Source organism: Pseudomonas lalkuanensis, from assembly GCF_008807375.1.
In the GTDB taxonomy this organism is placed as follows: Bacteria; Pseudomonadota; Gammaproteobacteria; order Pseudomonadales; family Pseudomonadaceae; genus Metapseudomonas; species Metapseudomonas lalkuanensis.
In genome coordinates this window covers 2,161,562-2,186,716 of the sequence record NZ_CP043311.1, presented here as the reverse complement: position 1 = coordinate 2,186,716, position 25,155 = coordinate 2,161,562, and the positions used below count along the sequence as shown (strand labels likewise).

The 25,155-nt window shown below is 65.6% G+C and carries 22 protein-coding genes; 7 read left to right on the top strand and 15 right to left on the bottom strand.

Features of this window, described 5'->3' with window-relative positions:
* Positions 1-6 precede the first annotated feature (6 nt).
* Both kdpA and kdpF read right to left on the bottom strand, forming a co-directional pair.
* Positions 7-1,707, bottom strand: a complete 1,701-nt coding sequence (gene kdpA, locus FXN65_RS10280; RefSeq protein WP_151133095.1) for a potassium-transporting ATPase subunit KdpA — start codon at positions 1,705-1,707, stop codon at positions 7-9.
* Between the two features lie 8 nt (positions 1,708-1,715).
* Positions 1,716-1,805, bottom strand: coding sequence for a K(+)-transporting ATPase subunit F (kdpF, locus tag FXN65_RS10275; RefSeq protein ID WP_036996920.1), 90 nt, complete (start codon positions 1,803-1,805; stop codon positions 1,716-1,718).
* A 280-nt stretch (positions 1,806-2,085) separates the two neighbouring features.
* Between kdpF and FXN65_RS10270 the strand changes: the two genes are divergently transcribed.
* From FXN65_RS10270 to phaC, 3 genes are all read left to right on the top strand, one after another.
* Positions 2,086-2,445: a hypothetical protein gene (locus FXN65_RS10270; RefSeq protein WP_151133094.1), complete on the top strand. Its 360-nt coding sequence runs from the start codon at positions 2,086-2,088 to the stop codon at positions 2,443-2,445.
* Between the two features lie 389 nt (positions 2,446-2,834).
* Positions 2,835-3,758 carry an alpha/beta fold hydrolase gene (locus FXN65_RS10265; RefSeq protein ID WP_151133093.1) on the top strand — a complete coding sequence of 308 codons (924 nt, stop codon included), beginning with the start codon at positions 2,835-2,837 and terminating at the stop codon, positions 3,756-3,758.
* A gap of 123 nt (positions 3,759-3,881) precedes the next feature.
* On the top strand, positions 3,882-5,567 hold the full coding sequence (gene phaC, locus FXN65_RS10260) for a class II poly(R)-hydroxyalkanoic acid synthase (RefSeq protein WP_151133092.1): 1,686 nt from the start codon (positions 3,882-3,884) through the stop codon (positions 5,565-5,567).
* A gap of 62 nt (positions 5,568-5,629) precedes the next feature.
* On the opposite strand, the gene FXN65_RS10255 is transcribed toward phaC, so the two are convergent.
* From FXN65_RS10255 to FXN65_RS10205, 11 genes are all read right to left on the bottom strand, one after another.
* Positions 5,630-6,715, bottom strand: coding sequence for an AI-2E family transporter (locus FXN65_RS10255; RefSeq protein WP_151133091.1), 1,086 nt, complete (start codon positions 6,713-6,715; stop codon positions 5,630-5,632).
* Positions 6,716-6,814: 99 nt separating this feature from the next.
* Complete coding sequence (locus tag FXN65_RS10250; RefSeq protein ID WP_151133090.1) at positions 6,815-7,618, bottom strand: DUF4892 domain-containing protein; 804 nt, start codon at positions 7,616-7,618, stop codon at positions 6,815-6,817.
* A 167-nt stretch (positions 7,619-7,785) separates the two neighbouring features.
* Positions 7,786-8,649, bottom strand: a complete 864-nt coding sequence (locus tag FXN65_RS10245; RefSeq protein ID WP_151133089.1) for an alpha/beta fold hydrolase — start codon at positions 8,647-8,649, stop codon at positions 7,786-7,788.
* Entirely contained in the window at positions 8,646-9,452 is an 807-nt protein-coding gene (locus FXN65_RS10240; RefSeq protein ID WP_151133088.1) for an alpha/beta fold hydrolase, read from the bottom strand. The genes FXN65_RS10245 and FXN65_RS10240 overlap by 4 nt, the downstream gene beginning before the upstream one ends.
* A gap of 85 nt (positions 9,453-9,537) precedes the next feature.
* The gene (locus FXN65_RS10235) at positions 9,538-10,188 is read right to left on the bottom strand and encodes a LysE family translocator (RefSeq protein ID WP_151133087.1); all 651 of its coding nucleotides are present in this window, start codon (positions 10,186-10,188) and stop codon (positions 9,538-9,540) included.
* 42 nt (positions 10,189-10,230) lie between these two features.
* Entirely contained in the window at positions 10,231-11,034 is an 804-nt protein-coding gene (locus FXN65_RS10230) for an AraC family transcriptional regulator (RefSeq protein ID WP_151133086.1), read from the bottom strand.
* Between the two features lie 123 nt (positions 11,035-11,157).
* Positions 11,158-11,601: a hotdog fold thioesterase gene (locus FXN65_RS10225; RefSeq protein ID WP_151133085.1), complete on the bottom strand. Its 444-nt coding sequence runs from the start codon at positions 11,599-11,601 to the stop codon at positions 11,158-11,160.
* 50 nt (positions 11,602-11,651) lie between these two features.
* A complete protein-coding gene (locus FXN65_RS10220) occupies positions 11,652-13,319 on the bottom strand; it encodes an AMP-binding protein (RefSeq protein WP_151133084.1) in 1,668 nt (555 codons plus the stop codon).
* Between the two features lie 104 nt (positions 13,320-13,423).
* Positions 13,424-13,888 carry a phosphohistidine phosphatase SixA gene (gene sixA / locus FXN65_RS10215; RefSeq protein ID WP_151133083.1) on the bottom strand — a complete coding sequence of 155 codons (465 nt, stop codon included), beginning with the start codon at positions 13,886-13,888 and terminating at the stop codon, positions 13,424-13,426.
* Positions 13,885-14,232, bottom strand: coding sequence for a DUF4389 domain-containing protein (locus FXN65_RS10210; protein WP_151133082.1), 348 nt, complete (start codon positions 14,230-14,232; stop codon positions 13,885-13,887). The genes sixA and FXN65_RS10210 overlap by 4 nt, the downstream gene beginning before the upstream one ends.
* 29 nt (positions 14,233-14,261) lie before the next feature.
* Positions 14,262-15,284 carry an NAD(P)H-dependent glycerol-3-phosphate dehydrogenase gene (locus tag FXN65_RS10205; RefSeq protein ID WP_151133081.1) on the bottom strand — a complete coding sequence of 341 codons (1,023 nt, stop codon included), beginning with the start codon at positions 15,282-15,284 and terminating at the stop codon, positions 14,262-14,264.
* 323 nt (positions 15,285-15,607) lie between these two features.
* Between FXN65_RS10205 and FXN65_RS10200 the strand changes: the two genes are divergently transcribed.
* From FXN65_RS10200 to FXN65_RS10185, 4 genes are all read left to right on the top strand, one after another.
* Positions 15,608-17,515 (top strand): ATP-binding protein, encoded by a 1,908-nt coding sequence (locus tag FXN65_RS10200; RefSeq protein WP_151133080.1) that lies wholly within the window; start codon positions 15,608-15,610, stop codon positions 17,513-17,515.
* A gap of 261 nt (positions 17,516-17,776) precedes the next feature.
* A complete protein-coding gene (gene fabA, locus FXN65_RS10195) occupies positions 17,777-18,292 on the top strand; it encodes a 3-hydroxyacyl-[acyl-carrier-protein] dehydratase FabA (RefSeq protein ID WP_151133079.1) in 516 nt (171 codons plus the stop codon).
* 11 nt (positions 18,293-18,303) lie between these two features.
* Complete coding sequence (fabB, locus tag FXN65_RS10190) at positions 18,304-19,521, top strand: beta-ketoacyl-ACP synthase I (protein ID WP_151133078.1); 1,218 nt, start codon at positions 18,304-18,306, stop codon at positions 19,519-19,521.
* Positions 19,522-19,710: 189 nt separating this feature from the next.
* Complete coding sequence (locus FXN65_RS10185) at positions 19,711-21,336, top strand: methyl-accepting chemotaxis protein (RefSeq protein ID WP_151133077.1); 1,626 nt, start codon at positions 19,711-19,713, stop codon at positions 21,334-21,336.
* Positions 21,337-21,422: 86 nt separating this feature from the next.
* Here the strand turns inward: FXN65_RS10185 and mddA are convergent, their stop codons facing one another.
* The gene (gene mddA / locus FXN65_RS10180; protein WP_151133076.1) at positions 21,423-22,196 is read right to left on the bottom strand and encodes a methanethiol S-methyltransferase; all 774 of its coding nucleotides are present in this window, start codon (positions 22,194-22,196) and stop codon (positions 21,423-21,425) included.
* A gap of 99 nt (positions 22,197-22,295) precedes the next feature.
* On the bottom strand, positions 22,296-25,118 hold the full coding sequence (locus FXN65_RS10175; protein ID WP_151133075.1) for a PAS domain-containing hybrid sensor histidine kinase/response regulator: 2,823 nt from the start codon (positions 25,116-25,118) through the stop codon (positions 22,296-22,298).
* Between the last annotated feature and the right edge of the window lie 37 nt (positions 25,119-25,155).

The following is a 25,155-nucleotide window of genomic DNA, read 5'->3' as shown; positions in this document are numbered from 1 at the left end:
TCTCCCTTAGAAGCCCTGGATCAGCGCGAGGTGTTCGGCGATCGGCCCGAGGGCCAGCGCCGGAAGGAAGGTCAGGCCGCCCACCAGCAGGATGGTGAGGGTCAGCAGGGTGACGAACAGCGGACCATGGGTGGGGAAGCTGTTGGCGCCGAGCGGCGCGCGCTTCTTCATCGCCAGGCTGCCAGCGATGGCCAGTACCGGGAGGATGTAACCGAAGCGGCCGAGGATCATCGCCAGGCCGATCATCACGTTGTGGAACGGCGTGTTGGCGCCGAAGCCGGCAAAGGCCGAGCCGTTGTTGGCGGTACCCGAGGTGTAGGCATAGAGCGCCTGGCTGAAGCCGTGGGCACCGGGGTTGGTGATGGACGCCGCCGGGCCATCGAGGCTGATGGCCACGCCGCAGAACACCAGCACGCCCACTGGCATCACCAGCAGAGTGGCCACCAGCAGGCGCACTTCACGGGCTTCCAGTTTCTTGCCGAGGTATTCGGGCGTGCGGCCGATCATCAAGCCGGCAAGGAACACGGCGATCAGCACGAACAGCAGCATCCCGTAGAGGCCGGCGCCGACACCGCCGAAGATGATCTCGCCCAGCATCATGTTGAACATCGGGATCATCCCGCCCAGCGCGCTGAAGCTGTCATGCATGGCATTCACCGAACCGTTCGACGCAGCCGTGGTGGTGACCGCCCAGAGCGCCGAGGCGGTGATGCCGAAGCGGCTTTCCTTGCCTTCCAGGGAGCCGGTCGGCTCGATGGGCAGTGCGGCCAGTGCCGGGTTCGGCTGGTACTCGCTGTAGAGGGTCACGCCAAGGCCAATGACGAACAGCACCAGCATGCAGGCCAGCAGCGCGCGGCTCTGGCGCAGATCCTTGACGTAGTGGCCGAAGGTGAACACCAGGGCCGCCGGGATCAGGATGATGGAGGCCACTTCCAGCAGGTTGCTCCAGGCGGTGGGGTTCTCGAACGGATGCGCGGAGTTGACGCCGAAGAAGCCGCCACCATTGGTACCCAGCTGCTTGATAGCGATCTGGCTGGCTGCCGGGCCAAGGGGGATGCTCTGGTCGGCGCCCTGCAGGGTCACGGCGTGGGCATAGTCGAGGAAGGTCTGCGGAACGCCCTGCCAGACCAGCAACAGCGCCAGCAGCAGGCACAGAGGGACCAGGCCGTAGAGGGTGCCACGGGTCAGGTCGACCCAGAAGTTGCCCAGGCGGTCGGTGCCGCGGCGGCTGATGCCACGGGCGAAGGCAACCAGCACGCAGAGGCCCACGGCGGCACTGACGAAGTTCTGCACGCCCAGGCCGACCATCTGGCTGAAGTAGCTCAGCGCCGCTTCGCCGCTGTAGGCCTGCCAGTTGGTGTTGGTGACGAAGCTGACCGCGGTGTTGAACGCCAGGCTCCATTCCAGGCCGGGCAGTTTCTGCGGGTTCAGCGGCAGCACACCCTGCAGCATGAGGATGGCGAACAGCAGCCCGAAGCCCGCCAGGTTGAAGGCCAACAGGGCTGCGCAGTAGCCCTTCCAGTCCTGTTCACGCTCGGCGTCGACGCCAGAGAGGCGATAGCAGAAACGCTCCACGGGCGCGAGTACCGGGGTCAGGAAGGTGCGTTGCCCCTCCATCGCCCGGTAATAGAAACGCCCAAGGAAGGGTGCCGGCGCCAGCACCAGAACGAAGAAGGCCAGGATGAGGCCGATGTCCTGAAGTTGCATGTGGCCTCCTAGCCGCGCTCGGCGCGCAGCAGCGCGACCAGCAGATAAATGAAAAGCCCCATGGCCAGTACCAGGGACACCCCGTCGAGAATGCTCATTGCTTGTGCTCCTAGATGCGGTCTGTGCCGCCGTGGAGCCATTGTCGGAACGGGGGGCGTAAAGGAACGAGACTCGGAGGAGCCGGGGGGCATCAAGAATGCGTAAAGTTGAACACTGCGCTCGGGATGGCTGCCCTCACCCACGCGGCGTACAGGTCAGCATCTCGGTCCTTGTATCCACCCCGATACAAAGCACACACAGCCTGGACAGGCGCCCCGTCGAGACGGCCAGCACCGGAAAACCCCTTCCGGTTCCGCCAACCTGCACAGGAGTGCCCCCGTGATCAGTGGTGTCGGCAGTTACTCGAGCCATGGCAGTTACAGCCATGCCAGCAGCTCGACCTCATCTTCGGCACGCCCGCGAGTCTGCGGCGCCTCGGGACAGAACAAGGCCCAGGAAAAACTCTTCAGCGTGCTGGATGCCGACGGTGACGGCAGCCTCAGCCAGGACGAAACCACCGCTTCCGCCACCAGTCCGGGGACCGGAGGCATGCCATTGGATCAGTCGGACGAATCGTCGGGAAGCAGCGACGACCGAGGCTATGGCCGCCTGGTGACTGCCGTGCTCAAGCGATGCGAAGCGGGTGCCGCCGGCTGCGGCAGCAGCCGTGTCGGCAGCCAGCTGAGCCTGTCGGCCTGAGGGATGCCGGCCACCCTCGGGGTGGCCGGCACGACGGCTTGTCGTCGATCCACGACAAGCGCTCGGCCGAAATCGCCACACCCTTCCCGGGGAAACGACGATGGTGACGACTCGATCGAATCCGCATAGTTGAGCTCCCCACGGCTTTCATCCCTCGTGGGGCCAGAGAAAGTCGAACCGTACGTGCCGGGCACAGAGGCATTTCACCGCCCCATTGCCCGGCCAAGCCCCCTGCCAAACGACTTTCACGGCTCATCGAAAGTAACCAGGTAGCCACTGATTCGCTTGGCATTCCCATGCCAGGCCGAGGCGCTCTGCTGTCTGTGGAATAGCCCCGCGAACAGCTGCTCCGACTGTCCACTCAGCCCAATCCGTGCGAGAGAAATACCATGAAGCCGGAAACCGCCATCGTCGACATTCACAGGAAGTACAAGATCTATACGGAGCGTTACTGCAATCCCACCGCCAGGAAGACCATCATTCTGGTCAACGGCGCGTTCGCAACCACGGCATCGTTCGCCCAGACGGTGCGTTACCTGCACCCACGGTTCAATGTGGTGCTCTACGACCAGCCCTATGCCGGCCAATCGAAACCGCACAACTACCCGGGTCGGCTGATCAGTGAGGAAGACGAGGCAGACATTCTGCTGGAACTGATCGAAAGGGTCGCCGCCGACCATGTGCTGTCCTTCTCCTGGGGTGGCGCGGCCACCCTGCTGGCGCTGGCCCAACGGCCGCACAGGATCGAAAAGGCGGTGATCGGTTCCTTCGCCGCGCGGATCAATCAGCCCATGCGCGACTACCTGGAGAGCGGCCTGGGCATGCTGCAGACCTGCGACCGCATAAAGGTGGGCCGCCTGATCAACAGCACCATCGGCAAGCACCTGCCCCCGCTGTTCAAACGCTTCAATTTCCGCCACATCAGTAGCCTGGCCGAGCACGAGTACCGGCAGATGCACGCTCATTTCAATGAGGTGCTCAAGCAAGACTCCGAGCGCTATCTCGCCTGTGCCGCCGCCATCGATATTCCGCTGCTGTTCATCAATGGCCAATGGGACGAGTACACCTCGGCCGGAGACGCCCAATTGTTCGCCCGCCATTCCCCTCAGTGCCAATTCCGCACCATCCGCAACACTGGGCACTTCCTCGATATGGAGCACAAGGCGGCCTTGCACGCCACCCGGCAAGCCTTGCTCGGCTTTCTGCAGCCCGATTCCGGCTTGATCAAGCCGGCCAGTGTGCGGCCGTCGGACGGGTTATACCGTTATGCCAACAGCAGCCACGTACTCACCATGCGGCGCGCAACGCCCTGACCCCTTGGCGCAGCCGTGTCGCCGGGGCGATGTTTCCCCCGGCAGATCGATGCACCTGCGCAACGCCCTGGTTCAACCCTTTTCTGTTCGTTTCCCTGATGGGAGCAAGACGGAGTGTGATCCATGCGAGATAAACCAGCGGCGGGCACCTTGCCCGAACCCGCGAACCTTGTGACAGCAGAAGAAGGCTCCAACCCCGGCCTGCGCGGCCGGGATATGTTGTCCACCCTGCGCGCCCTGGCGCTGCAGGGCCTCAAGCAACCGGTGCACAGTACCCGACATGCCCTGGCCCTGGGCGGCCAACTGGGTCGCGTGCTGCTTGGCGACGCGCCGTACCAGCACTCTGCCCAGGATGCGCGTTTCCAGGACCCGACGTGGCGCCTCAATCCGCTCTACCGCCGTGGCTTGCAGAGCTATCTGGCCTGGCAGAAGCAGCTCACCGCCTGGATCGACGAGAGCGACCTTGCGGCCGACGACCAGGCCCGGGCCCGATTCATCGTGACACTGCTCGGTGATGCGCTGTCACCCTCCAACGGCCTGATCAACCCGCTGGCGCTCAAGGAGATGTTCAACACCGGAGGACTCAGCCTGATCCACGGCCTGCGTCACCTGGCGGGAGACCTGCTGCACAACGGTGGCATGCCCAGCCAGGTCAGCAAGGCGGCCTTCGAAGTCGGCCGGAACATCGCCACCACGCCCGGAGCCGTGGTATTCCGCACCGAGCTGCTGGAGTTGATCCAGTACAAGCCCATGAGCGAGCAGCAATACCAGCAGCCGCTTCTGATCGTCCCGCCGCAGATAAACAAGTACTACATCTTCGACCTCAGCCCGGAAAAGAGCTTCGTGCAGTACGCGCTGAAGAACGGTCTGCAGGTGTTCATGGTCAGCTGGCGCAATCCCGACATACGCCATCGTGAGTGTGGTCTTTCGCACTATGTGGAGGCGCTAAAGGAAGCGCTCGATGCCTGCCGCGCCATCACCGGCAGCAAGGCGGTCAACCTGGCGGGCGCCTGCGCTGGCGGCCTGACCATCGCCGCCCTGCAGGGCCACCTTCAGGCCAAGCGGCAGCTGCGCAAGGTAGCCAGCGCCAGCTATCTGGTGAGTATGCTGGACAGTCGGGTGGAGAGTCCGGCGGCCCTGTTCGTCACCGAGCAGACCCTGGAGGCGGCCAAACTCCGCTCCTATCGCAATGGCGTGCTGGACGGCCGCGACCTGGCCAAGGTGTTCGCCTGGATGCGCTCCAACGACCTGGTGTGGACCTACTGGGTCAACAACTACCTGCTCGGCAGGCAGCCACCGGCCTTCGACATCCTCTACTGGAACAGCGACAACACCCGTTTGCCGGCAGCACTGCACGGCGACTTTCTCGACCTCTTCAAGCACAACCCGCTGATCCGCAGCGGCGGCCTGGAGATCTGCGGCACCCCGATCGACCTGCGCAAGGTCACGGTGGACAGCTTCAGCGTCGCGGGCTCCAACGACCACATCACCCCCTGGGACACGGTCTACCGCTCGACCCTGCTGCTCGGTGGCAACCGACGCTTCCTGCTATCCAACAGCGGGCATATCCAGAGCATTCTCAACCCGCCTGGCAACCCCAAGGCCAACTACCTGGAGAACAGCAAACTGTCGTCCGACCCGCGAGCCTGGTATTTCGACGCGCAGCAGCAGATTGGAAGCTGGTGGCCTGCGTGGCTGGACTGGATCCAGGCGCGCTCCGGTGGGCAACGCAAAACCTTGAAGACCCTGGGCAATCAGGCCCATCCACCCATGGAGGCGGCGCCGGGCACCTATGTGCATTCAAGCTGAGGTCCAGGCACGGCTTCATCCTGCCAGCCCGGAAGGGTTTCCTGCACGGGCAGACGCCCCCCTCAGGATGGCGGGTTTTCCTGTTCCTTGACCTCAGGCGGAACCACCAGTTGCGGCGGTGCATGGCCGATCCAGTCGGAGATCAGGCTGTACGCCACCGCCAGCAGCGTCGGGCCGAGGAACAGGCCCATGAAGCCGAACGCAAGGATGCCGCCAAACACACCCAGCAGCACCACCACCAGCGGCAGGTTGCCGCCGCGGCTGATGAGGTAGGGCTTGAGCACGTTGTCCACGCCGCTGATGACGAACATGCCCCAGATGCCGAGGAACACCGCGTAGCCGTAATCGCCGTGCCAGGCCAGCCAGGCCGTCGCGGGCACCCAGACCAGCGGCGGCCCCATGGGGATCAGGCTGAGAGCGAAAGTGACGATGCCCAGCACCAGGGCGCCGGGCACGCCAGCGATCCAGAAGCCGACCAGTGCCAGCACCCCCTGGGCGGCAGCGGTGCCGATCACGCCGTTGACCACCCGTTGCACGGTGCCGGCCACCAGGCCCAGGTAATGCTCGGCGCGGTCGCCGATCAGGCGTTCCAGCGCCTTCTCGACGAACAGCGCCATGCGCGGGCCATCACGATAGAAGAAGAACACCAGCACCAGGCTGAGCACCAGCTCGACCATGCCGCCGCCGATCTGTGCGGTACGCGCCAATACCCAATTGCCGGCCTGCCCCATGTAGGGCTTGAGGCTGGCGAAAAAGGCTGCCCCCTGGGCGTCGATGGAATGCCAGGCACGCACCAGCCGTTCACCCAGCAGCGGTACCTGATGCAGCCACTCCGGGGGTGGCGGCAGCCCCTCCATCTGGACGTTCTTCGCCAGCTCGGTGGCATCGCGTACGTGCTCGGCCAGGTTGCCCAGCAGCCACGCCAGCGGCAACGCCACCAGCAGCATCCAGCCTGCGGTGAGCAGAGCAGCGGCAGCAGATTCGCGTCCTTTCAGCGCACTGCTGAGCAGACGCATCAGAGGCCAGCTGGCGAATGCCAGCACCGCGGCCCAGAACAGCGCCGAGACGAAGGGCGCGAGCACCCAGAGGCTGGCACCGAGCAAGGCGAGCAGGAGGATCTGCACCAGTAGTCGGTCGTTGTTGAACATCCCAGGGTCACTCCGGCGATCAGAAAGAAAGGGCCGTACCTGCCACCACGCAACGTGCGCGAGGCAGTCACAAGCATAGAGACTGCTGTCGAGGGTTTCTCAGCGCAGCAGGTTCAGGTGCAGTCCGGGCTCCCTGCCCTCGCCCAGTTCCAGCCGCGCGGCGCGCACACCCTGCTCCACCAGCGCTTCGCGCCAGGCTTCGGCACCGGCGCCGGCCAGGCTGATGCGCAGGGTGCTGTCGAGGTTCAGGCAGCGTCCCAGCAGGGTCGCCCAGGCCTCCGAAGGCTGGTCGGACAGGCGCGCCAGGTGCAGCTCGCCGCTGCTCTTGAGTTCACGCATCAGGGTGTCGGGCGTGGGCAGCAGTTCGCCCAGTGGCGCATTGGCGTCAAGCTGCTCGGCGTGCAGGTAGGCCCTGCGGTTGCCGCGGGTGATGCTGTAGAGGGCCAGGAGGCTGTCCTGGCGGGGCTCGGCCAGGCGTAGCAGGAGGTAGGCCTGTTGCTCGTCCGGACCAAACAGCTTGGAGTTGCCGAAGATGGCATTGGCCCAGAGGTTGCTGGAGCCGCAGTCGCGCCCCTGGCACCAGTAGAGCAGCTCGGCGCCGCTTTCCAGCAGGTCCCTGCGGGCGCGGTCGAAGGCTTCGTTCGAGCTGTGGTCGGCGGGCAGGCGGTAGGTCACCGAGGTCTGCCGGCCTTCGGCCTCGACCTTGCGCTCCATGCGCAGTTGATTGCTGATGCGGCGGATGGAGCTCTGCGGGTAGACCCGTTCCTGGTCCGGGCTCTCGCGGAAATCGGTGATCTCCGCATGGGGGAAGCGCGGCAGCGCCGCCAGGTCGTGGCTGTCAGGCAGGTCGGCTGCCTGGGCGGATGCTGCCAGCAGCAGGCCGGCAAGAAAGGTGAGGCGCATGCGCATCCTTAACGATATGTCCTGGAGTGAGCAGTCTGGACCAGCTTTCCGGTCTTTTCCTGCCGCGCCCCACCGAAGGCGCCCCCTGCGCAACGGCGTCGAACAGGTCGACCATCCTGCTGTTCCCTGACCAAAAGCCGCCAGCCTTCCCGGTTGGCGGGTGCAAGTCAAGGAACGGCAAAGAAGGGATTGAAACAGTCTGCTACGGCCTGGGCGCCGGCCTCGTCGTCCAGGTGCAGGTGATGTTTGCCGGGCAGGCGGCGCACCTCTAGCGCCAGCCCTTCCACCAGCCCCGCGAACCTGGGCTCGGTGTGCAGCAGACCCTGCTCGGCCAGCACCAGCATGGCCGGGCACTTCACGGCCTGGGCGAAAGCCAGGGCATGGGCACGGGTGAGGCGCAGTGGCGACGGCAGCGTCAGGCGGCTGTCGGTGCGCCAGGTATAGCCGCCGGACACCGGCATCAGGCCACGTTCGGCGAGCAGCTCGGCGGCCTCGCGGCTGACTCCGCCGGTGCCGTGCATGCGCGCCTCGACTGCGCGATCGATCGCTGCGTAGACCGGCTTGCGCTTGCCGGCCAGGGCGAGTTGCGCGCGCAGCGCCTCACCCAGCTTGGCCGGGGCCTGCTCGGCTTCGCCGGTGTAGGGCATCAGGCCGTCGATCAGGGCCAGGCGCTCGACCCGCTCCGGCATGGCGCCGGCCAGCATCACCGAGACGATCGCGCCCATGGAGTGGCCCAGCAGGGAGAAACGCTCCCAACCCAGTTGTTCGGCCACCAGCAGCACGTCGGCGGCGTAGTCCCACAACAGGTAGCTGGCGCCGGGCGCGCGGTGGGCGGACAACCCGTGGCCGGCGAAATCCAGGGCGACGATGCGCAGGCCCGGCAAGCGCGGCGCCAGGCGGGAAAAGCTGTTGGCGTTGTCCAGCCAGCCATGCAGGGCGATCACCGGCTGGCCGTCTTCCGGACCGTGGAGGTGCGCGGCCAGTTCGATATGGGGCAGGTTGAGGCGGATTTCCTGGACCTGGGCAGTCATGCAGTGGCCTCCTGGCGGCGGCCGTCCCAGCGGCCGAATACGGATTTGAGCAATTCGGCGGTTTCCTGCGGGCGTTCCAGGGGGAACATGTGCCCGCCGGGCAAAGACAGGTACTCCCCTTGCGGCACCCGTTTCACCAGACGCGCATGGTGCGGCAGCACCACCCTGCTGTGGCGGCCGCGCACCAGTGCCAGGGGCACCTTGAGCTGCTGCGGCTTGCCCGGAATGCGATGGGGCACGCTGCGGTAGATGTTGATTTCGGTGGCGGCGTCGAACTTCAGCCGCAGGGATTCTCCCTGACGCGCCAGGCCATGGCGGACGTAGGCGTCCAGGCACTCGGGGTCGAAGCGGCGGAACAGGGTCTTGCCGGCGAAATAGTCGCGGGCTTCGCTGAAATCGCTGAACTCTTCGCGTCGGCCGAGGGTGCGGCCGGCGGGAGTGATACGGTCGATGAAGCCGAAGCGCTTGGCGGCGCGGATGACGATGCGGTCGGCCAGGGTCAGCACCGGCGAATCCAGCATCACCACGCCGCGATAGAGGTCGGGCCTGCGCAGCGCGGCGTGGTAATGCAGGACGCCGCCGAGAGAGTGCCCCAGCCCCCACACCGGCTCGCCACGTCCTTGCAGGTGATGGATGAGTTCGTCCACCAGGTTTTCCCAGTTGTCGTTCACCGGGAAGCGCGGGTCGTGGCCGTGCTGCTCCAGGTGCTCGACGCGGAAGTCCGGCGCCAGGGCGGAGAACAGCTTGCCGTAGGTGGCCGAAGGGAAGCCGTTGGCATGGGCGAAGAAGATGGTGTGCGACATGGCGTCCAGCTCGTCGGGGAATGCAGGAGATTCTCCGGCAGCCCCGCGAGCGCGGCAATGACTGTAACCGCCAGTGATGATGGCGCTATTGCCATAAGCCCGGTGCCAGTAGTCGCCCCGCCAGCCCCAGGGCCACCAGCAGGAACACCAGTCCGCAGGCCAGGTCGATGGCCGGGGCCGCACGCAGCAGGCGCTGCTGGTTGCTGGCGCGGGTGAGCACCAGCCCCAGCAGGCTGAACCAGCCCAGGCCCATGCCGAAGAGGATCGCGGCGGCGCCGAACTTGCCGGCGGCGGACATATCCGCCGGAATCAGTCCCGTCAGCAGGGCAAGGAAAAACACCAGCGCCTTGGGGTTGGACAGGTTGGTGGCCAGGCCGCGCAGCCAGGGCCCCAGGCGGGAAGATGACAGTTCACCGCCGAGGGTTCCCCTATCGCCCTGCCCGCGCCGGAACCAGCTGCCCACGGCACCGACGCCGAGCCAGCCGAGGTAGCTCGCTCCCAGCAGTTGCAACAGGTCGAAGAGGATGGGCGAACGGCTGACCAGCAAGGCCACGCCCGTCAGCACCAGGATGCCGTGGATGAGGATGCCGCAGGCGAGACCCAGGGCACTGAGCAAGCCGGCGCGGCGCCCCTGGTGCACGGCGGTGCGGACCACCAGCGCGACGTCGGGGCCGGGGCTGACCAGGGCGATGGCGAACACGGCCGCCAACGACAGCAAGACGGAAGTCTCCTGCATGGAAGTTCTCCAGGATCGGGGGGATTCAGCGCTATGGGCGGCTCAGCGGCTGCGCAGCTTCGCCGGTGGCAGGCCGTAGGTACGGCGGAACAGCCGCGAGAAATGCGCCTGGTCGTAGAAGCCCAGGTCCAGGGCCACTTCGCTCAGGTTCTCACCGCGCAGCACGCGTGGCAGGGCACGTTCCAGGCGCAACTGGGTCAGCCACTGGTGGGGAGGCAGCCCGCACTGGCGGTTGAAGCGCCGCAACGCCTGCCAGGGACTGAGGCCGCAGAACGCGGCCAGTTCCTCCAGGGAGGGTGGCGAGTCCAGCCGCGATTCGAGCCATTCCCGCAACCGCACCCAGGTACGCGCGTCGAAGCCTTGTTCCGGTTCGCGGACACGCAAGGTGGAACCCCGCCCCAGCAGGTTGGCCAGGGCCGGCCACAGCAGGCTCTCCTGCTCCAGCCGCGAGCCCTCGAGCAGCGCGCCGTGCAGGCCCTGCAACTGGCCGCGCAGTCCGGCGTCGCGAAGGATGCTGGTGGTCAGGCGCGGCGCGCCCTGGCGGTCGTCGCTGAGGGTGCGGCTGGCTTCGTCCAGCCAATGCGGATCAAAGGCCAGCACGCGGATCTGGTAACCCTGGCCATCGACGCCGGCGCCATCGTGGATCTGCTCCGGCGCCATCAACAGCACATCCCCGGTGTCGGCCTGGTGGCTTTCACCCTGGTGCAGGTAGCGCTGCCGGCCACGCACAACCAGCCCCAGGTGGTACTCCAGATGGAAGTGCCGGGGGAAGCTGAAACGCTGGTGCTGGGCGTCGATCAAGCGAACGCCGGGCAGGCAGCTGGGGATGTGATGAGTCTGGTCCATGGGCGCCACTCTACTCCTTGGCGCCGGGTGGTTCTTGGACAAAATTGCGGGGCGGATCGATGGGTATCGCTTCGCTCCACCCATCCTACGAGTCTGACCTCCGATGGTGGGCTGAAGCCCACCCTATGCCCGTGGAGGCTCGGCACCCAACGGGACGATGGCCATGGTCAGGCGGGAGATGCAGCTCGGCTTGCCGTCCTCCCCGGCCAGACGGATGTCCCACACGTGGGTCGTGCGTCCCAGGTGCACCGGCCGGGCAACGGCGGTGACGCGGCCACTGCGCACACCGCGCAGGTGGTTGGCGTTGACTTCCAGGCCGACACAATAGAAGCGGCTGGTGTCGATGCACAGGTAGCTGGCGGTAGAGCCCAGGGTTTCCGCCAGCACCACCGAAGCGCCGCCGTGAAGCAGGCCGTAGGGTTGGTGGGTGCGCTGGTCGACCACCATGCTGGCGGTCAGGGATTCGTCGTCGTAGGCCTCGAAGCGGATATCCAGGCCCTCGCCGATGGTGTTTTTCAGGGATTCGTTGAGTTGCGCAAGATCAGGGGGTTGATTCCACAGGCCCATGGGGTCACTCCTTGTGGGAAGCCGGGACGCGGAGTCCCGGCCAGGCGGATTCACTCGTGCCAGACCACGGCTTCCTGGCGTTCGAGCCATTCGGGGAAGCGCTTGCCGTAGGCATCTTCGACGATGTTGCGCTTGATCTTCAGCGTCGGGGTGAGGAAGCCGTTGTCCACCGCCCAGACATCCTTGACCAGCACCAGCCCCTGCAGGCGTTCATGCTTGTCGAGATCTCCATTGACCTCCTCCAGCAGGCTGCGCAGGCTGATTTCCAGATCGGAGCGGGCAGCGTTCGCCGCTTCCTGCCGCCCCACTTCGGACAGCACGCAAAGCGCCATCGGCTGCGGCAGGCCATCGCCCACCACGCAGACCTGCTCGATACGCGGGTGCACGGCCAGGCGGTTCTCGATGGGCGCCGGGGCCACGTACTTGCCCTTGCTGGTCTTGAAGATTTCCTTGATGCGCCCGGTCAGGCGCAGATTGCCCTTGGCGTCCTGCTCGCCCTTGTCGCCGGTGCGCAGGTAGCCATCCGCCGTAATGGTTTCGGCGGTCTTCGCCGGGTCCTTGTAGTAGCCCTGCATGGTGGCGCCGCTGCGTACCAGCACCTCGCCCTCCTCGCTGATGCGGACTTCCACGCCGGGGCTGTTGCGGCCGATCCAGCCGGGCATCACTTCGCCCTTGCGGCACAGGTGGGAGTAGCCGCAGTTTTCGGTCATGCCGTAGACCTCCAGCACTTCCAGTCCCAGGCGCTTGTACCAGTCCAGCAGCGCCCCGGGCACTGGCGCTGCGCCGCACAGGGCGTTGCGCACGGCATCCAGGCCCAGGCCGGCGAGCACCTTGCGGCCGACGATGCGGCCGATGATCGGCAGCCTGAGCATGCGATCGAGCTTCTTCGCCGGCATCTTCGAGTAGACGCCCATCTGGAACTTGGTCCAGATCCGCGGCACGCCGAAGATGGCGGTCGGCCGGGCACGGCGCAGGTCGTCGAGGAAGGTTTCCAGGCTTTCGGCGAAGAACACCGTCTGCCCGGCGTAGAGCGAACCCATTTCGACGAACATGCGCTCGGCCACATGGCACAGCGGCAAGTAGGACAGCAGGCGGTCTTCCTCGCCGGTCTGGAACATGTCCATGCCGTGGGTGGCGGCGAACGCGAAGTTGCTGAAGTTGTGCATCACGCCCTTGGGCGTGCCGGTGGTGCCGGAGGTATAGATGATGGTGGCGAGCTGGTCGGGGGCGCTGCGGGGGCTGTCCTGGATCGGGTTGGCGGCCTGCAGGTCGGCCCAGCTGAAGTCGAACTCACCGGCCGGGTGGATCGGCAGGGCGATGGTTGGAACGCCCTCGGGCACGCCACTCGCCATCGCGGGCCAATCGTCGAGCTTGCCGATGAAGGCCAGCGCCGATTCGGAATGTGCCAGCACCTGCTGGACCGATTCGGCGGTGAGGTTGGGATACAGGGGAACGGAAACGTGGCCGGCCATCCAGATGGCGAGGTCGGCGATGATCCAGTGGGCGCAGTTCTTGGAGATGATTGCGATGCGGCTGCCCTGGGGCAGGTCGCGCCCCCGCAGCCAACTGGCGGCCCGGCGGGCCTGCTCGCCTACTTCCCCCCAGGTCAGCTCCTCGATCCTTCCGCCGCCTAGTGGCTGGATCAGGTAGCGCTTGTTCGGGTGACGGGACTCACGATCGAAAAACACTTCAAGCGGCAAACGGACTGCATCAGCCACAGGGCCTCCTCCTTTGTTCTTTTTGTGGGGGACAACCAAGCACTTGCTTGGGTGACTATTCCACGCACCCGGAGGAGGCGCAAGTTAAGAAATGTTGCGATTCGTCAGTGACGGCGAACGTGATGCACGGTGCGCAGGGACATCAGGCCGGGCACCAGCAGATCGCCTTCCAGCTCGGCCAGACTGGCCGTGCCCATGGGCACCGGTTCCTGGCGATGGCCGTGGATGAGGAAACCCGCGAGGTCACTGACGAAGGGGTTGTGGGTGACCAGCAGGAGGTCCTGTTCGCCGCGCTCGGCGAGGAAGTCGAGGGCTTCCCGCGGATCGCTGTCGGGGGTCAACCAGGGGACTGTTCCGACAGCGGCAATGAAGCCCAGGGCATCGCGAACCAGTTCGGCAGTCTGCTGCGCCCGGACGTACGGGCTGGCGAGAATCGCCCCCAGAGGCCGGCCGGCAAGCACGGCTGCGGTCTGCAGCACATCCTTGCGGCCGTGACGGGTCAGTTCGCGCTGCGCATCGGTAGCGGCGCGGGGCTCGGCCTCACCGTGGCGCAGCAGCCAGAGCCTCATAGCTTGGGCTCTTCGTCACGCACAGGGTGGGCGGCCGGCGGTACTTCGTGTGCGGCTTCCCCCTGGGGCGCGCGGGCCTCGGGCCAGTCGGCGAAGGGCCAGGGCTTCTCTTCGGTGTTGAAGGTGCCGAAGCGGCCGATCTGCGCCAGGTACTGGCTGAGACTGTCGCCGAAGGACAGCAGGCCGCCGTTGGGTGCACCGTAGAACGCGCGATAGCCGAGTTGCAGCAGCACCACGGCGCCGAGGACGATCTCGGCCAACTGCCAGACGATGACGAAAATGAGCATCCACAGGACGCGCAGCAGGATGTGCTCGCGCTGCAGATCTTCGCGCTCTTCACTCATGGGGGGATCTCCTTGTCCGAAAGGGTGAATCAGAAACCGGTGGTTGGAATGAAGTCTACGTCGGTCTTCGGCTCGCCGCGCATCAGCAGTTCGATCACCTGAGCCAGCGTACGCCCCTCGAAAAGGATGGCATGCAGGCCTGCGACCAGCGGCATGTAGACCTGCAGCTCTTCGGCACGGGTCTTGAGTACCTTGAGGGTGTTGACGCCTTCGGCCACCTCGCCCAGGCGCGCCACGGCGTCTTCCAGCGACAGACCTTCGCCCAGCGCGTAGCCCACCTGATAGTTGCGGCTCTTGGGCGAGGAGCAGGTGACGATCAGGTCGCCCACGCCGGCCAGGCCAAGGAAAGTCATGGGATTGGCGCCGAGCTTGACCGCGAAGCGGGTCATTTCCGCCAGGGCGCGGGTGATCAGCATGCTCTTGGTGTTCTCGCCCATGTCCAGCGCGGCGGCCATGCCGGCGATGATGGCGTAGACGTTCTTCAGGGCCCCGCCCAGCTCGACGCCGAAGCGGTCCTGGCTGGCGTAGACACGGAAGGTGCGGCCATGCAGGGCCGACTGCACGCGCTTGCAGAGCTCGGCGTCCTCACTGGCGACCACAGTGGCGGTCAGTGCGTGGTCGGCAATTTCCTTGGCCAGGTTGGGGCCGGAAATCACGCCGATTCGGGCGTCGGGGGCCACTTCTTCGAGAATCTGGCTCATCAGCTTGAAGCTCTGCGCCTCGATGCCCTTGGTGGTGCTGACCAGCAGCTTGCCGGCCAGTTGCCCGGCCACCGGCTCCAGCACCTTGCGCAGCGCGCTGGACGGCAGGGCAACGAACACCAACTCGCAATCGGCGAGTACGGCGGACAGGTCGGTATCCGGCTCTACGCCGGGGAGGATCGTCACACCCTTGAGGTAGCGCGGGTTCTCGCGCTGGGTACGGATCGCCTCGGCCTGTTCCGGGTCGCGCATCCAGTGCCGTACGCGCTGGCCGTTCTCGGCCAGCAGGTTGGCGATGGCGGTGCCGAAGCTGCCGCCGCCGAGCACCGCAACGGGTTGCTGTTCAGTCATAACGGGTCCATGTAGGCCATAGGAATGGCGAATCCGCGCATTATACGGAGGCGCCGCCTGCCAGCCAGCCTCTATCCGGGGCCTTTTGCGCTGGAAAGGCGCCCATCCTCGGTTAAGATGCTGCAGTTTTTGGCGCCAGAAGCGCCCCTTGGTTCCCCGGCAACCTCAACGCAGCAAAAATTCCCCCGGCAACGGGGCGCAACGGGACTAAAGTTCCAGCATAGAACCGCTCCACGGATGACCCTGCACCGAGGCAATAGGAAGATGTGCCCACCCTCCCCACGACGCCCGCCCCCTCCCGCAGCTCAGGGAGCGGCGCACTTATGACCTTGCGGCGCCGCTGGGACATCCATACCCGCACTCAGCTCATCAGCCTCGGCCCGGCATTGCTACTGACCCTGCTGCTCACCGGTTTCTTCACCTTCGCCCGCTTGCAGGACCTGCGCCAGGAGCTGAACCACACCGGCCAGCTGATCGCCAGCCAACTCGCCCCGGCGGCGGAATACGGTGTGGTCACCGGCAATCTGGAAGTGCTGGAGGGCCTGCTCCAGGCCAGCCTGGGCACACCCCATGTGCGCTTCCTCGAAGTGCGCGACCGCGCCGACAATATCCTCGTCTACCTGGAGCAGCAGGAAAGCCTGGAAAAGACCGGCACCCAGGTCGAGGTCTTCCACGCGCCCATCATCCAGCAGCAGCTCCACCTGCAGGCCCGGCGCACCTATGCCAGGGGCGATGGACGCAGCAACGACAGCAACTACCTGGGCCGAGTCGTGGTGGGCATGTCCAACGACGCCTTCAGCAGCCGCCAGCAGGAAATCCTCTTAAAGGCCACGGTGCTGGCCGTGATCGCGCTGCTCCTCACCTTTCTCCTCGCCCGCCGCCTGGCCACCCGCCTGTCGCAACCCATCAGTGCCATGGGCGACGCGGTCAAGGCGATCCAGGATGGCAACTACAACGCCAGCTTGCCGGTGGTAGATGACAGCGAGTTGGGCGACCTCGGTCGCCACATCAACAACCTCGCCAGCGGCCTTGAACAGGCCAGCCAGGAGCAGCAGCAGGCGATGGGCCAGTTGATCAAGGCGCGCGAGGAAGCGGAAATGGCGAACCGCGCCAAATCCGATTTCCTGGCCATGATGAGCCACGAACTGCGCACCCCCATGAATGGTGTCCTGGGCATGCTGCAGTTGCTGGAAACCACCGAGATGACCGATGAACAGGCCGAGTACGCGGCGCTGGCCACGGAATCCACCGAGCACCTGCTGAAGGTGATCAACGACATCCTCGATTTCTCCCGCATCGAGCGTGGCGCGCTGGAACTGGAGCGCATCCCCTTCAACCTTCTGGACCTGATCCTCGGCTCGGTGCAGGTGTTCCAGCACAGCGCCCAGCAGCGCGGGCTGACCCTGACCCTGGACACCCAGGAAGGCCTGGAGAGGGTCGAGGTGCACGGCGACCCGACGCGCCTGCGGCAGATCCTGGTCAATCTGGTGGGTAATGCGCTGAAGTTCACCGAAGAAGGCGGCATCAAGGTGGAAACCCGCTGGCAGGCGCTGGACAGCGAAGTGCTCTGGCTCACTTGCGCGGTACATGACAGTGGCATCGGCATCCCGCCGGACCGCCTGGAACATATGTTCGACGCCTTCCAGCAGGCCGATCACTCGATTTCCCGCCGCTACGGCGGCACCGGCCTCGGGCTGCCCATCGCCCGCACCCTGGCCGAACGCATGGGTGGCACCCTGCGCGCCGAGAGCCATGAAGGCTCGGGTTCGATCTTCACCCTGGAGATTCCTCTGCCCTTCCGCCCCCAGAGCTCGGAAACGCTGACCGATCAGGCCCATGGGCACGGCGCGGGCACCGGCCAGCACGTACTGCTGGTGGAAGACAATCCGGTGAACCAGACCGTGATCGAGGCCATGCTGCGCAGCCTCGGCTATCAGGTGAGCCTGGTGGGCGACGGCGCCCAGGCGGTGCATCAGGCCTCGCGCCATCACTATGCGGCCATCCTCATGGACTGCCGCCTGCCGGTTCTCGACGGTTACGAGGCCACGCGCCAGATTCGCCAGATGAATGGCGGCGCCACGCTGCCGATTATCGCCCTGACCGCCAACGCCCTGCAGGGCGACCGCGAGGCCTGCCTGGCCGCGGGGATGAACGACTACCTGGCCAAACCCTTCAAGCGGGCGGATCTGCTGCGCGTCATGCAGCGCTGGTTGAGCAAGCCGTCGGACTGAAACGATTGGTGCCGTTTCCAGACATTCGTCGAGTGTCCGGGGATGTTAAAGTGCGACACGCTTTGCGAGCGGGAGGTCCCCCGGCAGCCCCTTGCGACGGGCCGCTGTCATACCAGGTGAACGACTGTGCTCGGCATTCTGTGACTTTCACCGCAACGCAACAGTCTATGACTAGTCTGCCGCCTGACGCCCCCTACAACGGCCACGGCAGAAGGATGAATGCAAAGCCCTGTGCCAGACGGGGACCATTGAGGAGCTCGCATGACCAAACAAAACGCCTATACCCGGGAAGACCTGCTGCGCTGCAGTCGCGGCGAGCTGTTCGGCCCTGGTAATGCGCAACTGCCCGCCCCCAACATGCTGATGATCGACCGCATCGCGCATATCAGCGAAACCGGCGGGAAGTACGGCAAAGGCGAGATCGTCGCCGAGCTCGATATCAACCCTGACCTGTGGTTCTTCGCCTGCCACTTCGAAGGCGACCCGGTCATGCCCGGCTGCCTCGGCCTCGACGCCATGTGGCAGCTGGTCGGTTTCTTCCTCGGCTGGCAGGGCAATCCCGGCCGTGGCCGCGCCCTCGGCTCCGGCGAAGTCAAGTTCTTCGGCCAGGTCCTGCCGTCCGCGAAAAAGATCACCTACACCATCCACATCAAGCGCACTATTAATCGTTCGCTGATCCTCGGTATCGCCGATGGCACCGTTGCCGTCGACGGCCGCGAGATCTACAGCGCCGAAGGCCTGCGCGTCGGCCTGTTCACCTCTACCGACAGCTTCTGAAGGACATCCGCATGCGTCGCGTCGTGATTACTGGCCTGGGCATCGTCTCCTGCCTGGGCAATGACAAAGCCACCGTCTCCGAGAACCTGCGCGCCGGCCGTTCCGGTATCCGCTACAACCCCTCCTATGCGGAGATGGGTCTGCGCAGCCAGGTTTCCGGCTCCGTGAACCTGAACCTGGAAGAGCTGATCGACCGCAAGCTCTTCCGCTTCATGGGCGATGCCGCTGCCTACGCCTACCTGGCCATGCAGCAAGCCATCGAAGACGCCGGCCTGAGCGCCGAGCAGATCTCCAACCCGCGCGTGGGCCTGATCGCCGGCTCCGGCGGCGCTTCCACCGTCAACCAGATGGAAGCCATCGACACCCTGCGCGAGAAAGGCGTCAAGCGCATCGGCCCATACCGCGTGACCCGCACCATGGGCAGCACCGTTTCCGCATGCCTGGCCACCCCCTTCCGGATCAAGGGTGTGAACTTCTCCATCTCCTCCGCCTGCGCCACCAGCGCACACTGCATCGGCCAGGCCATGGAGCAGATTCAGCTGGGCAAGCAGGACATGGTCTTCGCCGGCGGCGGTGAAGAAGAGCATTGGAGCCAGAGCTGCCTGTTCGACGCCATGGGCGCCCTCTCCACCCAGTACAACGACACCCCCGAGCGCGCTTCCCGCGCCTATGACGCCAAGCGCGACGGCTTCGTCATCGCTGGCGGCGGCGGCATGGTCGTGGTCGAGGAGCTGGAACACGCCCTCAAGCGCGGCGCCAAGATCTACGCCGAGATCGTCGGCTACGGCGCGACCTCCGACGGCTACGACATGGTCGCCCCGAGCGGCGAAGGCGCCATCCGCTGCATGCAGCAGGCGCTGTCCACCGTCGACACCCCGATCGACTACCTGAACACCCATGGCACCTCCACCCCGGTGGGCGACGTGGCGGAGATCCGCGGCGTACGCGAAGTATTCGGCGACAAGGCCCCGGCCATCAGCTCCACCAAGAGCCTGTCCGGTCACTCCCTGGGCGCCGCCGGCGTACAGGAAGCCATCTACTGCCTGCTGATGATGGAAGGCAAGTTCATGGCTGGCTCGGCCAACATCGACGAACTGGACCCGGAGGTGGCAGACATGCCGATCCTGCGCGAGACCCGCGAAGGCGCCAAGATCGACACCGTCATGTCCAACAGCTTCGGCTTCGGCGGCACCAACGCCACCCTGGTACTGCGCCGCTTCAACGGCTGATCCCAGACCCGGCGGTATCCACAACGCCCGTATCCCCCCGGATACGGGCGTTGTCGTTTATGGGGCGTCCACTTCTTCCATCAGGTTTGTAGGGCTTTTCCGAACCGTCTATCCCGCCATCAAGAAGCACCGCCCTCCTCCGCTAAAGGGACCAGCAACACCCCATTCGTCCCGGATCGGAGTAGACAGATGTTCCTTCGCCAATTCCCCATCGCCTACCGTGCCGCCTTCGGCTTCGCCATCATCACCCTGATGCTGGTCGGCCTCGGTGGCTTCGCCCACAACCGCATGACTGCCATCAACAAGGCCTCCACCGAGATCAGCGAATTCTGGCTCCCCAGTGTGCAGGCCTCCGGCCAGATGGGCCTGCTCATGGCCACATTCCGCCTCAGCGAGATGAACCACGTGCTGGCCCAGGACAGCGACACCATGAATGCCCAGGAGCGACGCATGGATATGCTGCTCGCCGAACTTGCAAAGGTGGAGACGGCGTACCAGTCATTGCTGCAGCTGCCGGAGGAGAAGCAATTGTTCGAGGAGGTACTCAGCGCCAGCCGCGACTACATGAACAGCCACGAGGCCCTGTTGCAGCTGTCGCGCCGTAACGACACCGAACGCGCCTACGCGCTGATGCGTGGCGAGCAGTACCAACGCTACGAAAACCTGTCACGAAACCTCGCCGCATTGATCGACCTCGACCAACGCCAGGCGGGGGAATCCAGCCGCCGCGGCGACGAAGTCGTCAAGGACGCCACTCGCTCCGTAGTGCTGGTAATGGTGCTGGCGGTCCTGGCCAGCATCGCCATCGCCTGGCTACTGACCCAAAGCATCGTCGGCCCCATCCGCGAGGCCATGCGCACCGCAGAGCGGGTGGCCGGTGGCGATCTCACCGGCGAACCGGACAGCTCCGGCCGCGACGAACCCGCCCGGCTGATGCAGGCCCTGCAGTCCATGCGACAGTACCTGCGCGGCACCATCGAACAGATCGGCCATTCCGCCACACAGCTCGCTTCGGCAGCGGAAGAGCTCTATGCGGTAACCGAGGAAGGCAACCGCTCGCTGAACCGCCAGCACGACGAGATCGAGATGGCCGCGACAGCGGTAAACCAGATGAGCGCGGCGGTCGAGGAAGTGGCACGCAATGCCGCCTCCACCTCAGAGGCCTCCACCACTTCGGAAGGCGTCGCGCTCAGCGGCCGCGAACAGGTAGAGGAAACCGTCCAGGCCATTCGCGGAATGGGCGAGGAAGTCACCCGTTCCACGCAAATGGTGGCGGACCTCGCCGGACAGGCCCAGGGCATCGCCACGGTGCTGGACGTAATACGTTCCATCGCCGAGCAGACCAACCTGCTGGCCCTCAACGCCGCCATCGAGGCGGCCCGTGCCGGTGAGCAGGGACGCGGCTTCGCCGTGGTGGCCGACGAGGTACGTGCCCTCGCCCACCGCACCCAGGAGTCGACCCGAGAGATCGAACAGATGATCGCCGCCATTCAGGCCGGCTCCGATGCGGCCGTCAGCGCCATGAACAAGAGCGATACCCATGCGCAGGATATGGTCAAGTTGGCGGAAAGTGCTGGGCAGGCCCTGCAAGACATCGCCCGGCGGGCCGGCGAGATCAACGAGCGCACCCTGGTGATCGCCACCGCCGCCGAGCAGCAGGCCCAGGTGGCCCGCGAGGTAGACCGCAACCTGGTGAACATCCGCGATATCTCGGTGCAGACCTCGGCCGGCGCCAACCAGACCGCCGCCGCCACCCATGAGTTGTCGCGCCTGGCGGTGGAGCTCAACGGCATGATCGCGCGCTTCGTGGTCTGACTCCCGGGGAACAGGGCCTTGGCCCGGCACCCATCGCCGAACATGAAAAAGGGCGCCACTGAGGCGCCCTTCTGTATTCCCGGCGATCAGGCCGCTTCGCGGCCACCCGCCGCCTTCTCCCGCCCGCCAATGCGCGGCAGCAGCATGGGCACCTGGCTGCGATAGTCGGCGTACTCCGGATGCGCCCGCAGCAGGTCGCGCTCTTCCAGCTGGATGGCGGCCAGGATGTAGATGCTGGTCAGCACGGCGAACAGCAGGTGGGTCGCACTCATGGTCGGGGTGGCCCAGAAGCACAGGAACCAGCCCAGGTAGAGCGGGTGGCGTACCAGCTTGTAGGCCCCCGGCGTCTTGAACTCCAGCTCGGTGTAGGGCGTGCCCAGCAGGTTCAGCCAGACCTGGCGCAGGCCGAACAGGTCGAAGTGGTTGATCAGCAGGGTGGCGTAGAACACCAGCGCCCAGCCGAAACCGAAGGTGGCGCCCAGTACCAACCGGCCGGAGCGGTTCTCGATATTCCAGATCTCGCCACCGAGTGGCTGCCAGTAGCTGTACAGCAGGATCAGCGCCAGGCTGGAAAACAGCACGTAGGTGCTGCGCTCGGCCGCCGGCGACACCCACTGGGTCCACCAGGCCTTGAAGGCCGGCCGTGCCATCAGGCTGTGCTGGACGGCGAAGATGGCCAGCAACAGCACGTCGATTCCCAGGGCGGTCCAGAACGGCAGGCGCGGCTCGCCATCCAGGGTTCGCGGCGCGAACGGCAGATTGGCGATGAAGCCGATGGAATAGACGAAGGTCGCGAAGAAGATCAGGTAGCTGATCAGACCATAGGAAAAGATCGAAATGCGCTTGAAATAGGTGAACATGATGCGCTCCTGCCGGGGGTTCTGGTCGGCGGGATCGCTCCGCTCCGCCTTGGACACCAGCTTCGCCCCGGCCTGTATCAGCCCGATGGCTGACAGCGCTCAGTTTGTTTCCGCTTTGTATCCGCTCCCGGGGCTCTCCAGCCAGACCTGCAACAACTGGTGCAGGCGCTGCTGGTCAAGCGGCTTGGTCAGCAGCGCCTTGACACCCTGTTGCTGCACTTCGCTTTCCAGCAGGGAGTCGCTGAAACCGGTGTAGAGCACAATGGGCAGGTCGGCGCGAGACGCCAGCAGACGCCGCGCGAGTTGCAGGCCGGACAGGCGCGGCATGCTCTGGTCGAGGATGACGAAATCCCAGGCGTAGGGATCGGCGCAGAGCAATTGGCTGGCCTGCTCGGCATCACAGAAGATGCCGGGTTCCAGCCCCCAACCCTCCAGCAATTCACCCATGAACTCAGCCACCGTGGCGTCGTCGTCCACCACCGCCACGCGGCCGCACAGGGCCGAGCGCAGGAATGGCCGGGCAGCGGCCGGCGCACTGGCCTGTTCCCCCCCTGCCGCGGGACTGTGGGCCGGCATCAGCACGCGAAAAGTGGCGCCCTGCTCAGGGGTGCTGTCCAGGTGGATATGGCCGCCGTACTCATGGACGATGCCATGCACCATGGACAGCCCCATGCCACTCCCCTGGCCGGTGGCCTTGGTGGAGAAGAACGGTTCGAAGATCTGTGCCCGAAGCGCCGGGTCGATCCCCGGACCGCTGTCGCTGACCGTCAGTGCTACATAACGACCCTTGATCCGCTGCTGGCAGGAGGCGCAGACCCCCTCCAGCTCTTGCTGGCCCAGGCTCACCCGCAGCTGGCCGACGCTGCCCATGGCATCGCGGGCGTTGATGCAGAGGTTCATCAGCACCTGCTCCAACTGCACCGGATCGGCCAGCACCCGTGGCAGGTCGTGGTCGAGCTGAACTTCCAGCTCCACCGTGGCCGGCAACGTGGACTCCACCAGGCGGATGAAGTCCCCCAGCAGCAGGTCCAGCGCGACCACCTGGGGCTTGCCACGGCTGCCCCGGCTGAAGGTGAGCATCTGCTGGATCAGGTCGCGAGCCTTTTCCGCCGAACGCTGCACCCGCGACAGGTACTTGCCCAGGCGCTCGTCGCTGCCCTGCTCCGCCAGCTCCTGGGCCATCACGGTGTAGCCCAGCATGCTGGTCAGCAGGTTGTTGAAGTCGTGGGCGATGCCCCCGGTCAGATGCCCGATGGCCTCCATCCGCTGGGCCTGGCGCAGCTGCTGCTCCAGGCGCGCGCGCTCCTCCTCGGCCTGGGTGCGTTCGGTGATGTCGCGCAGGTAGCAGATGAAACGCGGCCCCTCGTCCCCCGGCACCTGGGTCAGGGCCAGTTCGGCGGTGAATTCGCGTCCGTCGGCACGCTGCGCCACCACTTCCATGCGCTTGCCGAGGAAGGCGCCGTGACCGGTCTGCAGGTAGTGCTCCAGGGCGTGCTCGTAGGCCTCGCGGAAGCGCGGCGGAATGATCAGTTTGAGCAACGAATGCCCCAGCGCCTGCTCGCGGGTGAGGCCGAAGCACTGCTCGGCGGCAGGGTTGAACGCCAGCACCTGCCCGGCCTCGTCCATGCTGATGAAGCAATCCAGGGCGGTATTGGTGATGGCGCGGTACTGCAACTCGCTGGCACGCAGGGCCTGTTCGGCCTCCTTGCGCTGGGTGATCTCGCGGGTGATGCCGAGGATTCGGTCGATACCGCCGATGGTCACGCGCTTGAGCAGCACCTCATCCCAGTGCAGGCTGCCGTCGCGGTTGCGCCGGTGCCATTCGAAGCGCTGCACCTGGCCTGCTGCGGCCCGTGCCAGGTAACCGGCGGCTTCCTTGCCGGTATAGGGCGCGTAGCCGGCACTGAAGGCATCGATTTCCAGCTTGAGCATTTCCTCATAGCTGTAGCCGTAGGCGCGGCAGGCCTTGGGGTTGACGTCCACCAGGGCGCCGCTGTCGATGTCGTGGACGAAGATGGCGTCCTCGGAGGTATCGAAGATCGCCCGGTAACTGGCTTCCGCCTCCAGCCGTTCGATTTCTGCCGCCGCCCGTACCGAGAAGATGCGCAGCACCGATTCCACCTTGTCGCGATCGGACATCGGCCCCAGCCGGCCAGCGGCGATCAGGCCCAGGGGACGGCCGTCGCTGGCGAACAGCGGGTAGCCGGCGTAGCTGTCGACGCCGAAGGCAGCCAGCACTTCGTCTGTGGGGTAGGAACTACGCAGGTCGCGGGGCACGAAATGGAAACTGCGGCCGAACACCTCGGAGCAAGGCGTGCCCTTGAGGGAATATGTGGCGTTCTGGTGCAGCTTCCCGCCGTAGTAGAGGGCCAGGGTGGTGAGGCTTTGCGGCCCTTCGTCGCTGATGCGGCTGACGTAGGCGAAATCGGCGTTCAGCGAACGCACCATGTAGCGGGCGATGGCCTCGAACACCTCGTTCCCGGTGGCGGCCGACACACCCAGGGCAACGAAGCGCAGCACCTCTTCCAGGCTCTTGCGTGAACTGATGTCGGTGGAGATGCCGCAGATGGCGCTGACTCTGCCCTCGCCGTCGAACAGCGGGAACTTGTTCGACAGATAGGTGCGGATGCTGCCGCCCATCGGCACCTGCTCCTCGAACTCCAGCTCATGGCCGAGCTGGATCACCCGCAGGTCGTTGGCCCGCAGTACGTCGGCAATTTCCGGGGGAAAGAATTCGTGGTCGGTGTGCCCCAGCACCCGGTCGGCGCGCACCTTGAACAAGCGCTCGAAGGCCCGGTTGACCAGCACCAGGCGGCCGTCGAGGTCCTTCACGTAGATCACCGCACTGCTGCTGTCGACGATCTGCCGCAAGCGATGCTCTTCGGCGCTGATGGCGAAGCGGCTGGTCAGGGGCTGGCTCACCGTAAGGCCCTCCGGGGCTGGCGGACTCGCCTGATTA